Origin of the sequence: Thermomonospora echinospora (assembly GCF_900108175.1) — a bacterium.
Taxonomy (GTDB): domain Bacteria; phylum Actinomycetota; class Actinomycetes; order Streptosporangiales; family Streptosporangiaceae; genus Thermomonospora; species Thermomonospora echinospora.
Genome location: NZ_FNVO01000016.1, coordinates 13,779 through 28,302 on the forward strand (window position 1 = coordinate 13,779; position 14,524 = coordinate 28,302).

15 protein-coding genes are annotated in these 14,524 nt (G+C 73.2%); 11 read left to right on the top strand and 4 right to left on the bottom strand.

Going from position 1 to position 14,524, the window contains the following annotated elements; translation table 11 throughout:
- Nucleotides 1-55: 55 nt before the first annotated feature.
- From C4U03_RS28390 to C4U03_RS28400, 3 genes are all read left to right on the top strand, one after another.
- Nucleotides 56-1,144, top strand: a complete 1,089-nt coding sequence (locus tag C4U03_RS28390) for a DUF3616 domain-containing protein (protein WP_103941933.1) — start codon at nt 56-58, stop codon at nt 1,142-1,144.
- Nucleotides 1,145-1,240: 96 nt separating this feature from the next.
- Entirely contained in the window at nt 1,241-2,440 is a 1,200-nt protein-coding gene (locus C4U03_RS28395; RefSeq protein WP_103941935.1) for an acyl-CoA dehydrogenase family protein, read from the top strand.
- A gap of 204 nt (nt 2,441-2,644) precedes the next feature.
- Complete coding sequence (locus C4U03_RS28400; protein WP_103941937.1) at nt 2,645-3,187, top strand: DUF1707 and FHA domain-containing protein; 543 nt, start codon at nt 2,645-2,647, stop codon at nt 3,185-3,187.
- 24 nt (nt 3,188-3,211) lie between these two features.
- Here C4U03_RS28400 and trhA read toward each other — a convergent pair whose 3' ends face one another.
- Nucleotides 3,212-3,880 carry a PAQR family membrane homeostasis protein TrhA gene (gene trhA / locus C4U03_RS28405; RefSeq protein WP_103942153.1) on the bottom strand — a complete coding sequence of 223 codons (669 nt, stop codon included), beginning with the start codon at nt 3,878-3,880 and terminating at the stop codon, nt 3,212-3,214.
- A gap of 137 nt (nt 3,881-4,017) precedes the next feature.
- Here trhA and C4U03_RS28410 point away from each other — a divergent pair, with 137 nt between their 5' ends.
- Entirely contained in the window at nt 4,018-4,938 is a 921-nt protein-coding gene (locus tag C4U03_RS28410) for a TIGR03619 family F420-dependent LLM class oxidoreductase (protein ID WP_103941940.1), read from the top strand.
- Nucleotides 4,939-4,966: 28 nt separating this feature from the next.
- Here the strand turns inward: C4U03_RS28410 and C4U03_RS28415 are convergent, their stop codons facing one another.
- The 3 genes from C4U03_RS28415 to C4U03_RS28425 all read right to left on the bottom strand — a co-directional run bounded on the left by C4U03_RS28415 (nt 4,967) and on the right by C4U03_RS28425 (nt 7,210).
- Nucleotides 4,967-5,527: a DUF421 domain-containing protein gene (locus tag C4U03_RS28415; protein WP_103941942.1), complete on the bottom strand. Its 561-nt coding sequence runs from the start codon at nt 5,525-5,527 to the stop codon at nt 4,967-4,969.
- 111 nt (nt 5,528-5,638) lie between these two features.
- The gene (locus C4U03_RS28420; RefSeq protein WP_103941944.1) at nt 5,639-6,070 is read right to left on the bottom strand and encodes an Lrp/AsnC family transcriptional regulator; all 432 of its coding nucleotides are present in this window, start codon (nt 6,068-6,070) and stop codon (nt 5,639-5,641) included.
- Between the two features lie 18 nt (nt 6,071-6,088).
- Complete coding sequence (locus C4U03_RS28425; RefSeq protein WP_327373837.1) at nt 6,089-7,210, bottom strand: LacI family DNA-binding transcriptional regulator; 1,122 nt, start codon at nt 7,208-7,210, stop codon at nt 6,089-6,091.
- A gap of 191 nt (nt 7,211-7,401) precedes the next feature.
- Between C4U03_RS28425 and C4U03_RS28430 the strand changes: the two genes are divergently transcribed.
- The 7 genes from C4U03_RS28430 (at nt 7,402) to C4U03_RS28460 (ending at nt 14,514) form a co-directional block, all read left to right on the top strand.
- The gene (locus C4U03_RS28430; protein ID WP_103941946.1) at nt 7,402-8,661 is read left to right on the top strand and encodes an ABC transporter ATP-binding protein; all 1,260 of its coding nucleotides are present in this window, start codon (nt 7,402-7,404) and stop codon (nt 8,659-8,661) included.
- Between the two features lie 456 nt (nt 8,662-9,117).
- On the top strand, nt 9,118-9,591 hold the full coding sequence (locus tag C4U03_RS28435; RefSeq protein WP_200827534.1) for a VOC family protein: 474 nt from the start codon (nt 9,118-9,120) through the stop codon (nt 9,589-9,591).
- A complete protein-coding gene (locus C4U03_RS28440; RefSeq protein WP_146087564.1) occupies nt 9,569-10,537 on the top strand; it encodes a hypothetical protein in 969 nt (322 codons plus the stop codon). Before C4U03_RS28435 ends, C4U03_RS28440 begins: the two co-directional genes overlap by 23 nt.
- Entirely contained in the window at nt 10,522-11,427 is a 906-nt protein-coding gene (locus C4U03_RS28445; protein WP_103941951.1) for an LLM class flavin-dependent oxidoreductase, read from the top strand. The genes C4U03_RS28440 and C4U03_RS28445 overlap by 16 nt, the downstream gene beginning before the upstream one ends.
- The gene (locus C4U03_RS28450; RefSeq protein WP_200827535.1) at nt 11,424-12,341 is read left to right on the top strand and encodes a PhzF family phenazine biosynthesis protein; all 918 of its coding nucleotides are present in this window, start codon (nt 11,424-11,426) and stop codon (nt 12,339-12,341) included. Before C4U03_RS28445 ends, C4U03_RS28450 begins: the two co-directional genes overlap by 4 nt.
- Nucleotides 12,325-14,121: a gamma-glutamyltransferase family protein gene (locus C4U03_RS28455; protein ID WP_103941953.1), complete on the top strand. Its 1,797-nt coding sequence runs from the start codon at nt 12,325-12,327 to the stop codon at nt 14,119-14,121. The genes C4U03_RS28450 and C4U03_RS28455 overlap by 17 nt, the downstream gene beginning before the upstream one ends.
- A gap of 33 nt (nt 14,122-14,154) precedes the next feature.
- Entirely contained in the window at nt 14,155-14,514 is a 360-nt protein-coding gene (locus tag C4U03_RS28460) for a VOC family protein (RefSeq protein WP_103941955.1), read from the top strand.
- The last annotated feature ends 10 nt before the right edge of the window (nt 14,515-14,524 follow it).

The window sequence follows — 14,524 nt, forward strand, 5'->3', positions numbered from 1 at the left end:
GATCATATACTTGGCCCGTTCCAACCGGGAATCGGCCCTGTGGGATCATCTGCGGATGATCGTGGAACGCCGGGTGGAGTTGCGCTTCGCCGAAGAGAGCCAGGCCGCCGAGACGCACACCAACCTGTCGGCCGTCCGCCAGGACGGCCGCTGCCTGTGGGTGGCGGGGGACGAGACCGCCACCATCGAACGGCTCACCGCCGAGGTCGACGAGGCCGGACGGGTCACCGGCTACGGCGACCAGCGGACCGTCGCGCTGGCCGACCTGGTCGAGTTGCCCGCCGGCCGCGACGAGGAGGCCGACATCGAGGGCCTGGCCCGCGCCAACGGCTGGCTGTGGGCGGTCGGCTCGCACAGCCTCAAGCGCAAGCGGGTCAAGCCCGAGCACGGCGACGCCAAGGCGCGCAGGCGGCTGGCCACCGTGGTCCGCGAGGAAAACCGCCACATCCTGGTGCGGATCCCGCTGGTCCCCGGGCCCGACGGCCTGCCCGAGGCCGTCGCCACCGACGGCGACCGCACCGCCGCGGTGCTGGGCGGGCGCGGCGACTCCCTCACCGACCTGCTCGCCGACGACCCCCACCTGGCGCCGTTCCTGCCCATCCCCAGCAAGGACAACGGCGTCGACATCGAGGGCATCGCCTCCGTCCCGTCCCCCGACGGCGAGCGCCTGTACATCGGGTTCCGCGGCCCGGTGCTGCGCGGCTGGGCCGTGCTGGTGGAGATCCACCCCGAGACCGACCCCGCCGACCCGCACCGGCTGCGGCTGCGCCGGCTGGACGGCAGGGCCCGCTACCGCGTCCACTTCCTGGACCTGGGCGGGCTGGGCGTCCGCGACCTGTGCCCGGACGGCGACGACCTGCTCATCCTCGCCGGGCCGACCATGTCGCTGAGCGGCCCGGTCCGCGTGCTGCGCTGGCGGGGCGCCGCCAAGACAACCGCCGCCGACATCGTCCACGCCCGCGAACTGGAGCGGGTCGGGGACCTACCGCACGGCGAGGGTGAGGACCACGCCGAGGGCATCGCCGTCCTCGACGAGACCCACGGCCCCGGCCCGACGCTGCTGGTCGTCTACGACAGCCCCGCCGGGGGACGGCTCACCGAGCACGGCGGCGTGCACGCCGACGTCGTCTCCTTCTCCCGCTGACCCGCCCGGACGCCGGGGCACCCTGGTAAGCACCCGCTTGCAGGGTCTGCTTGGATGGCCTCCGGCAACCGTGTGCGGTGTAAGGAGAGGACGAGCATGCTCGAGTGGTCCGACGAAGACCTGATGATCCGGGACGCGATCCGCGGCTGGATCGACGCCGAGGTGCGCCCCCACCTCGACGCGCTCGACTCCGGGGAACTGCCGCCCTACGACCTGATCCGCAACCTGTTCCGCACGTTCGGCATGGACGAGATGGCCCGCTCGTCGTTCAAGAAGCGGGCGGCCGGGGAAGGCTCCGGCCGCTCGGACGGCTCGGGCGGTTCGGGCGGCAACCCGTCGATGTCGATCCTGCCGATCGTCGAGCTGTGCAAGGTCTCCCCCGGCCTGGTCACCGCCATGGGCGTCAGCCTCGGCCTGGCCGCCGGCACCATCATGAAGCGCGGCACCCCCGAGCAGCGCGAACGCTGGGCGCTGGACCTGCTCACCTTCGACAAGGTCGGCGCCTGGGCGATCACCGAGCCCGGCTCGGGCAGCGACGCGTTCGGCGGCATGCGGGCCACCGCCCGCAAGGTCGGCGACGAGTACGTCATCAACGGCAGCAAGACCTTCATCACCAACGGCCCGCACGCCGACACGATCGTCTTCTACTGCAAGCTCGATGACGGCCGCGACCCCCGCGACCGCGAGATCCTCACCTTCGTGCTGGACCGGGGCATGCCCGGCCTGGAGCAGAGCAGGCCGTTGCGGAAGATGGGCCTGCACTCCTCCCCCACCGGCGAGCTGTTCCTGACCGACGTGCGCGCCGGCGCCGACCGGCTGCTGACCGGCGGAGGCGGCGACGGCAAGGCGTCGGCCAAGCAGAACTTCGTCACCGAGCGCGCCGGCGTCGCCGCCATGGCCCTCGGCGTCATCGAGGAGTGCCTGCGGCTGTCGGTCGACTACGCCAAGACCCGCGTGCTGTGGGACAAGCCCATCGGCGACTACCAGCTCATCCAGCTCAAGCTCGCCAAGATGGAGGTCGCCCGCCTCAACGTGCAGAACCTCGTCTTCCGTCACATCGAGATGCAGCGCGCCGGCCGCACCCCGACCCTGGCGGAGGCCTCGGCGATGAAGCTGTACGCCGCGCAGGCCGCCGCCGAGGTCGCGGGCGAGGCCGTCCAGTTGTTCGGCGGCAACGGCTACATGAGCGAGTTCCGCGTGGAGCAGCTGGCCCGCGACGCCAAGTCCTTCCAGATCTACGCCGGCACCGACGAGATCCAGATCACCCACATCGCCCGGGACCTGCTCTCCCGCTGACCCGCGTCCCCGCGTCGGGGCCGCAGGCTCCCGCCCGGTCCCGACGCGCCGCCTCGGCCCGGCGGCGAAATCACCCGCCGGCGGGCCGAACATCCGGGCGTCCGCGAGCGTCCCAACCAACGGCGAAGGCGTCCCGGAACGGGGGCGCCGCCGCCGCAGGGCTTCATCTGGACAGCCGCCAAGGGGATCTGGATACTCGCAGTCATGGACGGTCAGGCCTCGTCGTACCCGGTACGGGCGTCCGACGGTGAACGCGACCGGGTGCTGCGGGTGCTCAGCGACCGCGTCGCCGAGGGCCGGATGTCGCACGACACCTTCGAGCGCCGCGTCGACCAGGTGCTCGCCGCCCGCAGCCGCGCCGAGCTGGACGACATCGTCCACGACCTGCCGCCGCGCCACGGGATGGTGGAACGGCTCACCGGGCTGGTCTCCTCGGTCTCCGCGGCGACCGCGCGGATCGAGGCCGCCTGGCGGGCGCCCCGGCTGCCGCGGTTCCGGCTGCCGTCGGCCGGGACCGGCCGGATCGTCGTCGGCCGCGCGCCGGGCTGCCACTTCGTGCTGGCCGACCTGACCGTCTCGCGCTTCCACGCCGAGCTGTACCACGACGAGCACGGCTGGATGCTGGCGGACCTGGGCTCGATGAACGGCACCCGGGTCAACGGCTGGCGGCTGACCGGCCCGGCCCCGGTGCGGCCCGGCGACGAGGTCGGGTTCGGCAACTCCAGCTTCATCGTCGCCGCCCCCTGACCACCCGGCGGCCCGGGCCGGCCGCTACAGGGTGCCGGCGCGGTAGACGACCACCGACACGGCAATGTACTGCAGCACGTAGGCCGCCACCGTCAGCGCGTGGAAGACCTCGTGGAACCCGAACCAGCGCGGCGAGGGATCGGGGCGGCGCAGCCCGTACACCAGGCCGCCGGCGCTGTACAGGACACCGCCCAGGATCACCAGCACCGCCACCAGCACCCCGGTGCCCTCCAGGAACTGCGGCACGAAGAACGCCGCCACCCAGCCCAGCCCGATGTACAGGGCGGTGTACAGCCAGCGGGGCGCACCGACCCACAGCACCCGGAACAGCACCCCGGCCACGGCGCCGCCCCACACCACCGACAGCACCACCACCCGTGCCCCGCCCTCCAGGATCAGGTAGGCGAACGGGGTGTAGGTGCCGGCGATGATCAGGTAGATGTTGGCGTGGTCGAACCGCCGCAGCCGTTCGGCCACCCGCTGCGACCACCGCCCGCGGTGGTAGGCCGCCGACACCCCGAACAGCACCGCCGAGGTCATCGCGTACACCGCCGCGCACAGCCGGGCCGACAGCGTCGGCCCCAGCGCCACCAGCAGCAGTCCCGCCACCACCGCGAGCGGGAACGTCCCCAGATGCAGCCATCCGCGCAGCTTCGGCTTGACCGCCTGGGCCAGCTCTCCGGAAACCCGCATGACCACCTCCGCGCTCCTCTGCCCAGCGTAGCGATGATCAGTCCGGTGGCCGGGGTGATCGGCGCCACTGGGCGACCGGCCGACGACCCGCCTCCTTGACGCTGTAAGGTTCTCCTGGTGGCGAGCGAGGAGGAACAATGCTGATCGGTTGCGCGGTCCCGGTGTCGGGCCCCTGGGCGACGCCCGCCGGCCAGCTGCGGATCGCGCGGCGCGCCGAGGAGCTCGGCTACCACTCGCTGTGGACGCTCCAGCGGCTGCTCAACCCCGCCGGCGAGGTGGAGGACGCACGCAGCCGGCGCTACCACAAGGTCGGCGACCCGCTGGTCACGCTGGCCTACCTGGCGGGGCTGACCAGCCGTATCCGGCTCGGCGTCGCCGTGGTCAACATGCCCTTCTTCTCCCCTCCGCTGCTGGCCAAGCAGGCCGCCACCCTCGACCAGGTCAGCGGCGGACGGCTGGACCTGGGGCTGGGGCTGGGCTGGATGCCGGTGGAGTTCGCCGCCTCCGGCGTCCCCATGGAGCGCCGAGGCGCGCGGGCCGAGGAGTTCCTGGCGGCGCTGCGCGCGCTGTGGGCCCAGGAGGTCGCCTCCTACGACGGCGAGTTCTACCGGATCCCGCCGGTGCGGATGGAGCCCAAGCCGATGCAGCGGCCCGGGCCGCCGATCCTGCTGGGCGGCGGCGCCCCGCCCGCGCTGCGCCGCGCCGGGCGGCTGGCGGACGGCTGGGTCAGCTCCAGCACCGCCGACCTGTCCACGATCGGCGCGCAGATCGGCATCGTCCGCGACGCCGCCGCGCAGGCCGGACGGGACCCGGACGCGCTGCGGTTCGTGTGCCGGGGCGCGGTGCGGGTGCGGCCCGCCGGACGGCCGGACCGGGCGCCGCTGACCGGCTCGTACGAGGAGATCGGGGAGGACTTCGCCCGCCTGGCCGCCGAGGGCGTCACGGAGGTGTTCGTCGACCTCAACTTCGACCCCGAGCTGACCGGCCCCGACACCGACCCGGCCGCGTCCCTGGACCGCGCCGAAGAGGCCCTGGAGGCGCTGCGCCCGGCCGGGTGAACCGGCCGTCCTCCCGTCCGCCGGGCGTTCAGCCCCGGCGCCGGTCCGGCGTCCGCTCCGGGAAGTCGCGGCTCTCCCGCAGCCCGGCCCGCACCAGTTCGGGGACGGGCCCGGCGTCGTCCTCCTCGGGGACCACCGTGAGGCCGCCCGTGGTCTCGTAGAGGACGTACCGGATGCCGGACAGCTCGAACACTCCGCGCTGCCGCAGGTGCGCGAACAGGTCGCCGGTGGTCAGCCCGCACAGCCTCAGCTGGTCCTCCCGGATCCGCCCGTGGGCGACCAGCACCCGGACCTGATGCTCCAGCAGCCTGCCGAACACCGGCTTGAACCGGGCCAGGTTGATCACCCGGTGCAGGACGACGAACGTCACCAGGGCGACCACACCGGTGACGAACGACTGCGTCGAGGCGATCGCGGTCCGGCCGACGACCGCGCCCACCGCGACCGCGGTCACGAAGTCGGGGATCGTCCACTCCGCCAGGGTCCGGCGCTGGCTCAGCCGCAGCACCAGCAGCGCGGCCAGGTAGATCAGCGCGGCCTTGCCCACCACCGCTCCCAGGGAGGCCCACTCCCCCGTCAGCCACCACATGCCGCCTCCTCAGCACGGGTTCACCCGGTCGCCGTCGGCATACCCGTCACCGGGCGGCATGAGCGGCGGCCCGCCCGCGAAAGGGGCGTGCACCGCCGGGCCGCGGGCGGCTCACAGCTGCGGCGGGCGGTCCTCGTAGGGGGTGCTGAGCACGACGGTGGTTCTGGTGGAGACGTTGGCGGCCGCCCGGATCTTCTGCAGCAGGTCCTCCAGCTCGTTCGGGGTGGCCACCCGGACCTTGAGGATGTAGCTCTCCTCCCCGGCCACCGAGTGGCACGCCTCGATCGCCGGCAGGTGCGCCAGCCGCTCGGGGGCGTCGTCGGGCGCCGCCGGGTCGATCGGCTTGATCGACACGAAGGCGGTCATCGGCAGACCGATCTGCTCGGCGTCCAGCCGGGCGGCGAACCCCTTGATCACGCCGCGTTTCTGCAGCCGCCGCACCCGCTGGTGCACCGCCGACACGCTCAGCCCGGTCTCCTTGGCCAGATCGGTGAAGCTCATCCGGCCGTCACGGGCCAGCAGCGCCATGATCTGACGGTCCATCTCCTCCACGGAGGAAATTTAGCGTGTCCGGGCCGATCGCGCGGCACCGCCGGGCATTCCCGTCCGGGGTCCGCAACTGCCGCGAATCACCAGCTCGGTCGGCAGCACCACCGGGCGGCCCCGCTCCCGCCGCGCCGGGTCGCGCAGCAGCACCTCACAGGCCCGGTAGCCCATGTCCCGGCCGGGCCGGGCCACCGCCGTCAGCGGCGGGTCGCACAGCTCCGCCCAGGGCACGTCGTCGACCATCACGATCGACACGTCCGCGGGGATGCGCAGGTCCAGCTCCCGCGCCACCAGCACGGCCGCCTCGCCGAGCAGGTGGGTGGCCGCCAGCACCGCGGTCAGGTCCGGGCGGCGCTGCAGCAGCCCGGCCGCGGCGGCGAACGCACTGTCGCGGCTGGGCCGGGCCCGCACCACCAGGTCCTCCTCGGGGGCCAGCCCGCGTTCGGCCAGCGCCGTGCGGAACGTCGCCTCCCGCACGCCGGCGTCCGTGCCGGGCGCGGCCCCGGGGGCGGTGGTGCCGAGGAAGCCGATGCGCCGGTGTCCCAGCCCGGCCAGGTACTCCACCGCCGAGCGCACCCCGGCCGCGTCGTCGGCCAGCACCGAGGGGATCTCCGGCAGCTCCGCCGGTGCGCGGTCGGCGAACACCACCGCGACCCCGGCCCGCATTGCGGCCCGCCATCGATCGCCGTGCCCGGTGGGGATCGCGATGATGCCATCCACCCGCTGCTCCACCAGCCGGTCCACGATCTCGGCCTCCCGGGCCGGGTCGTCGTGCGCGGCGTCCAGCAGCACGTGCTCACCCAGGGTGCGGGCGCAGGCCAGCACCCCGGCCGCCAGCTCGGCGCAGAACGGATCGGTGATCTCGCCGACGACCAGGCCAATGCTGCCGGTGCGCTGGGTCTTGAGGCTGCGGCCCAGGGCGCTGGGACGGTACTCCAGCTCCCGGACGGCGCGCAGCACCCGCTCGCGGGTGGCCGGGCTGACCGGGCCCGAGCCCGACAGCACCCGGGACACGGTGGCCACCCCGACCTCGGCCCGGCGGGCGACGTCCTTGATCGTCGCCGCGCGGCTCACCGGCCGCTCGCAGACACCATCGGCGCTCGCCTCCCACCTCACCGGCCCGCCCCATCCTCCCATGTCGCCGCTGTATGGAATCGTTTCCATCCTGGTGGCGGTCCAGGGAGCCTCCCGAGGGTGCGCCCTCCCGGTCCTCCGGTCCTCATCAGCCGCTATGCAGTAAGGGATCGAGGCGATCGGCCCGGCCCGCTCTTGACACGGCCGGGGTCACCTGATGAGGTTCGGTGGAAACGTATTCACCGGAGGTGGCGATGGCGCAGATCAGGTTGGACGGCGTCGACAAGGTGTACTCGGGCGGCGTCAAGGCCGTCGACTCACTGGACCTGGAGATCCGCGACGGCGAGTTCATGGTGCTGGTGGGGCCGTCGGGCTGTGGCAAGTCCACCGCGCTGCGGATGATCGCCGGGCTGGAGGACATCAGCGCCGGCACCATCACCATCGGCGACCGGGTCGTCAACGACCTGGCCCCCAAGGACCGCGACATCGCCATGGTCTTCCAGAACTACGCCCTCTACCCGCACATGACCGTCGCGCAGAACCTGGCGTTCGGGCTCAAGCTGCGCGGCATGCCCAAGGAGGAGCGCAACAAGCGGGTCCACGAGGCCGCCAAGATGCTCGGCCTGGAGCAGTTCCTGGAGCGCAAGCCGGCGGCGCTGTCGGGCGGCCAGCGGCAGCGAGTGGCGATGGGCCGGGCGATCGTCCGCGAGCCGCAGGCGTTCCTGATGGACGAGCCGCTGTCCAACCTCGACGCCAAGCTGCGGGTCTCCATGCGCGCCTCGCTCAATCAGCTGCACGAGCGGCTCGGCGTCACCACCGTCTACGTCACCCACGACCAGATCGAAGCCATGACGCTCGGCAACCGCGTCTGCGTGCTGCGCGAGGGCAGGCTGCAGCAGGTCGACACCCCGCAGCGGCTGTTCGACCACCCGGTCAACCTGTTCGTGGCCGGGTTCATCGGGTCGCCGGCGATGAACTTCGTCACCGCCGACCTGGTGCGCGGCGATGGGGACGGCGCCTGCGCCGTGTTCGCCGGGATCAAGCTGCCGGTGCCCGACGGGGTGTTCCGCGACAAGCCCGGTCTGGACGGCTACCTGGGCCGCAAGGTCATCCTCGGGGTGCGCCCCTCGGACTTCGAGGACGCCGCGCACGCCAAGCCCGACTGGGCGCCGTTCGGCGTGACCGCCGGGGTCACCGAGGAGCTGGGCAGCGAGATCAACGTGATCTTCACCGTGGACGCCCCGCCCGTCGAGCACAAGGACACCGCCGACCTGGCCGCCGACGACACCGACGGCGAGGAGGACGTGACCCTCCCGCTCAACGAGAACAAGGCGCTGTGGACCGCTCGGGTCAACGCCCGCTCGGCGGTGCGGCCCGGCCAGCGGATCGAACTGGCCGTCGACACCCACCGGCTGCACTTCTTCGACCCGGCCAGCGGCCTGGCGATCGGCCACCAGGGCACCGGCACGCCCGCCGGCGCCGTCGACGCCGGCAAGGTCGGCAAGGTCTCCTGAGCCTCCCGGCGGCCCGGCCGTCCCACGTCAGGTGAGGCCCCCGGCCGGACGGATCCCCGCCACGGGAATCCGCCCGGCCGGGGGCCTCGTCATGTCCGGGCCCGGTCGGCCCGGTCACCGGCGGTGTGACGTTTCCTTTGAGATCCTCTTGAACAGACGGGCAAATGATCTGAAATCGCTGCCGTTGCTTTCTCAAGTGCGGCGAAGATACGGTTTCATATCGTTCGCATATTTATGTCTGCGTCCTTCCCTGCGGCAGGGTTCACCGCGGCGTTTTCTCCCGCGCTTCTTCTCACACGAGCTCACGCGAGCACCGGCCCGCCCTCGACGGCCTCGTCGAGGGCGGGTCGTCCGTTTCCGCCCGCCGGCGGGCCCGCCGCATCACGGGGAGGGTCAATTGGAGGTCCAGTGCCCACTGCGACGACAGGAGAGCCGGCGTCTTCGAGGAAGAGCACGGTGGTCCCCGCCCACCATCACGTGGGGGTGCAGACCGCCGACCTGGAAAACTGCCTGGCCTGGTACCGCGACTTTCTCGGAGCCGAGCAGACCTGGTCGCTCGACCGGTTCTCGGAACTGACGAGCCGGCGACTGCCGGGCATCCGCCGCCTGGTCGAGGTACGGGTGGGCGGCACCCGATTCCATCTGTTCGAACGTGCGGGGCGCGGCACCGAGCCCGCCCACCCCGACACCGCGCAGTTCCAGCACCTGTGCATGTCCGTGGACTCCCCGCGGGCGCTACGGGAGATGCGCCGGCACTGGAACGAGCTGTACGACTCGGGACGCCACACCTTCGCGTTCTCCGAGCGGCCCACCGAGATAGTCACCGACGACCAGGGCGTGCAGAGCTTCTACGCCTACGACGTCAACGGGCTCGAGTTCGAGTTCACCTTCATTCCGGACGGCATCGATGACGACCAGAACAGAGACTAGACCGGCCAGGGCGGTTGGGGACTGGGACTTCGGTGACGTCCCCTACAGCCTGGAACCACTGGTGCTCCCCGACCCGTCGGCCCCGGCGTCCCCGCCACGCACCGGGACGCGCGTGATGGGGGTCCCCCACCGCGACCTGGACGCCGACCGCAGGCGGCTGCGCGCCCTCGCCGACCCGCGCGGTCGGGCGGGGCTCGGCGCGCCGGCCGAGTCCTCCGACCGCCTCTACTGGTTCCGGTGGATCACCGGCCACCAGGCGACCTTCGTGCTGTGGCACCTGATGGGGCGGTTGATGGGCGGCCGGGGCGGTGCGGCGGAGACGGCGGGGCTGGAGACCTACACCCGCGGGTACTGCGCCATGCTGCTCTACACCGGCTCCTGCCCGCGCGAGGTCTACGAAGGCCTCATCCGGCCCAGCATGTTCCTGCAGCATCCGGGGTTCAGCGGGACGTGGGCGCCGGACTTCACCGCGGTCCGCCCCCTGTTCCGGGGACGCGACCTGCCGTGGACGAGCACCCCCGAGGCCGCAGGGCTGCGCGCGGCGGTCGAGCTCAACAACCTGATCCACGACGGCGTCGCCGCCCGGCTCGTGCCCAGCGGCCGGTCGCTGCTGCAGGAGTCGATGAAGGCCGCGCCGGTCCGCAGGTCCGAGAAGACCGACGTCATCTACGACAACTACTTCGTCACCCTGCGCGGTCCGGTGGCCGGGCGTGCGGTGGCCGGGCAACTGCTGCACCGGCTGCGGGCGGTGTCCCTGGACGTGGCCGTCAACGGCCTGCATCCGCACGAGGACCCCGACCGGCCCGCGGAGCTGCGGCGGCCCGAGGTGCTCGCCTGCGAGCGCGACCTCTTCTCCATCCTGGCCCGGGTCGGCGACCTGGCGGCCGGGACCGCCGAGGCGGAGCCGTCGACCGAGGAAGGGGCGAGCCGATGCGTCACGGAGTGATGATCCTGCCCGAGCACCCATGGCCGCGGGCCCGGGAGGTCTGGACGGCGGCCGAGCGGCTGGGCTTCGACCACGCCTGGACCTACGACCACCTGATGTGGCGCTGGTTCAGCGACCGGCCCTGGTACGCGACCATGCCCACCCTCACCGCCGCGGCGGCGGTCACCTCCCGGATCCGGCTCGGCATGCTGGTGGCCAGCCCCAACTTCCGCCATCCGGTGAACTTCGCCAAGGAGCTGGTGACCCTGGACGACGTCTCGGCGGGCCGGCTGGTGTGCGGGGTGGGCGCCGGGGCCGAGGGCTTCGACTCCCGGATCCGGGGCGACCGTCCCCTGACGGCCCGGGAACGCGGGGCGCGGTTCGCCGAGTTCACAGAGCTCCTCGACCGGCTGCTACGCGACCCGCAGACCACGTTCCACGGCGACTTCTACACCGCGCTGGAGGTCCGCACGGAGCCCGGCTGCGTCCAGTCGCCGCGCATCCCGCTGGCCGTCGCGGCGGCCGGTCCCCGGGGGATGGCGCTGGCCGCGCGCCTCGCCGACACCTGGGTGACGACCGGTGCGCCCAACTTGTTCGAGCTCCAGCCCTACGCGCAGGTGCTGCCCGTCGTCAAGGACCAGATGGCCGAGGTGGACCGGGCGTGCGAGGCCGTGGGGCGCGACCCGGCGACCCTGCGGCGGCTGCTGGTCACCGACGTGTCGGTGGGCGGGGTGCTCGAAAGCGCCGAGACCTACCGCGACGCGGCCGGCCTGTACGGCGAACTCGGCATCACCGACCTCGTCGTCCACTGGCCCCGCCCCGACTTCCCCTACCAGGGGCGCGTGGAGGTGCTGGAGGAGGTCGCCGAGACCGTGCTGGGCGGCGGACCCGCGGCCGAGGAGACAAAGTGATCGCGTACGAAGTCGTCGACATGTTCACCGACCGGCCGTTCGGCGGCAGCGCCCTGGGCGTCGTCCCCGCGGCGGAGGGCCTGACGACCGGGCAGATGGAGCGGATCGCCCGGGAGCTGAACACCGACGAGACCGTCTTCGTGCTGCCGCCCACCTCACCAGAGGCCACGCATCGGGTCCGGGTGTTCACCCCGTCCGCCGAGTCCCCCTACGGCGGCCACTCTGCCGTGGGCACCGCCGCGACGCTGGTGCGCCTGGGACTGCTCCGGCCGGGCCCGGTCGTCCAGCAGTGCGGGGACCGGCTGCTGCGGCTGTGGTCCGACGGCGAGAGCGCGACCATGACGGCCGCGGACCCGCTGCCCGGCGAGGAGCTCGACCCGGGCCCGCTCCTGGACGCCGTGGGCCTGGAACCCGCCGATGTCGACGGCGGCGCGGCCCGCACGGCGGGTTTCGGCCCGCTGTTCCACTTCCTGCCCGTCCAGGCCGGGGCGGTCGAACGGGCCAGGTCGGACCCGGCGGCGATGCGCGGGGCCGGGCTGTCCGACGTGTTCGTCTTCTGCTGGGACGGGCGCGGCCGGACGGCGCGCGCCCGGCTGTTCGCCCCCGGATACGGCATCCCCGAGGACCCGGCCTGCGCCTCGGCGGCGCTGGGCCTGGCCGCCTGGCTGGCCGCCGAGGGGCTGGCCGGCGCGGACGGCCGCGAGCTGCGGTTCGGCATCGACCAGGGACGCGAGCGGGGACGTCCCGCCACGCTCGCCTGCCGGGCCCGCCGCGACGCCGGCGGCACGCTGACCGCTGCCCTCACCGGCCGGGTCGTCCCCACGCTGCGCGGTGAGATCGCCCTGGCGGCGCCCGCCGAGACCGCGGGACGCCCCGAGCCCACACCGGGAGGAGTCCATGCTCTTTCGCCCTGAACTGCACGGCACGCGAGATGCCGTCGCGTCCACGCACTGGCTGGCCTCCGCGGCCGGCACGGCGATGTTCGAGCACGGCGGCAACGCCTTCGACGCCGCCGTCGCGGCCGCGTTCGTCATCCAGGTGGTGGAGCCGCACCTGAACGGTCCCGGCGGGGACGTCCCGATCCTGGTCCACAGCGCACGCGACCGGCGGGTGGAGGTCATCTGCGGGCAGGGGCCCATGCCCCGCGCCGCCACCGTCACCGCGTTCCGCGACCTCGGCCTGGACTTCGTCCCCGGCTCAGGGCTGCTGGCCGCGTGCGTCCCCGGGGCGTTCGGCGCGTGGATGCGGCTGCTGCAACGGCACGGACGGCTGCGCCCGGCCGAGGTCCTGGCGCCGGCGATCGGCTACGCCGACGACGGGTATCCGCTGCTGCCCAAGGCGGCCGCCATGATCGAGGCGATGGCCCCGCTGTTCCGCGAGGAGTGGGCCGAGTCGGGCCGCACCTACCTGCGCAACGGGTCGGCGCCCGCGCCGGGCGACCGCGTGCGCAATCCCGTCCTGGCCGACACCTTCCGGCGCATCGTGGCGGAGGCGCAGGCGGCGGGCCCCGATCGCGACGCCCAGATCGAGGGCGCCCTGCGGGCCTTCTATGAGGGCTTCGTCGCCGAGGCCGTCGACGCGTTCAGCACCCGCGCCGAGATGATCGACGCCACCGGCCGCCACCACCGCGGGCTGCTGACCGGCGACGACCTGGCGGCCTGGCGCCCCGGCATCGAGGAGCCGGTGACGTTCGACTACCGCGGTCACCTGGTGCACAAGCCCGGCCCGTGGTCGCAGGGCCCGGTCTTCCTCCAGCAGCTGGCGCTGCTGGAGGGCTTCGACCTGGCCGCCATGGGCTTCGGCAGCGCCGACCACGTGCACACCGTCGTGGAGGCCGCCAAGCTCGCCTTCGCCGACCGGGAGGCCTGGTACGGCGATCCGGAGTACGCGCAGGTGCCGCTCAAGGGCCTGCTCGACACCGGGTACGCCGCCGAACGACGGGCGCTGATCGGCGACGGGGCCGCCGCCGAGCTGCGGCCCGGCTCCCCCGACGGCAGGCCGCCCCGGCTCCCCCGGATCACCGGGCCGCGGGCCGGGCGCCGGGCGCACGGCTGGCTGGAGCAGCTCGACAACGGCATCCCCATGGTCGTCCGGCTCACCGAGGCCAACGGTGACACCTGCTTCGTCACCGCCGTCGACCGCGAGGGCAACATGGTCGCGGCCACGCCCAGCGGCGGCTGGCTGAAGAGCTCGCCGGTAGTGCCCGGCCTGGGCTTCCCGCTCGGCACACGCGGCCAGATGGCCTGGCTGGACACCGAGCACAACAACGCGCTGGCCCCCGGCAAACGGCCGCGCACCACCCTCAGCCCCAGCCTGGTCCTCCGCGACGGCCGTCCCTACCTGGCGTTCGGCACGCCGGGCGGCGACCAGCAGGACCAGTGGACGCTCAACGCGTTCATCGGTCATGTCGACTTCGGGCTGAGCCCGCAGCAGGCGGTCGAGGCCCCGGCGTTCCACACCGACCACGTCCCCTCCTCGTTCACCCCGTACGGCCGCCGCCCGCGCGTCCTGGTGATGGAGCGCGGCGGCTGGGACGAGGCGGAGGTACGGCGGCTGCGCGACCGCGGCCACGAGGTGGAGTTCGCCGAGCCGTACTCGCTCGGCAAAGTATGCGCGACCGGCCTGGCCCCCGACGGTTCCGTGCTGGCCGCCGCCAGCCCCCGCGGGGCCCAGGCGTACGCGGTCGCGCGCTGACGTTCCGACACCGGTCACGAGAGGAGACGATCGATGCACGCCACACCGCGGGTGGGCAACCTGGCGATCGACTGCGCCGACCTCGGCGCCATGGCGACGTTCTGGGGCGGCCTACTCGGCATGAAGGTGACCTACCGCAAGGACACCTGGCTGGACCTGGAGCCGCTGGGCGCGGAGGGACCCGTGCTGTCGTTCCAGAAGGTCCCCGAGGCCAAGAGCGGCAAGAACCGGCTCCACCTGGACCTCTACGTTCCCGACGTGGACGCCGCCGGCGCCAGGGCCCGGGAACTGGGCGGGTCGCCCGCCGGCGGGCGGCAGGACCGTCCCGACATGTCGTTCCAGATCTGGCGGGACCCGGAGGGCAACGAGTTCTGCCTGGTCACCCGGAAATGAGCCGGGTCAC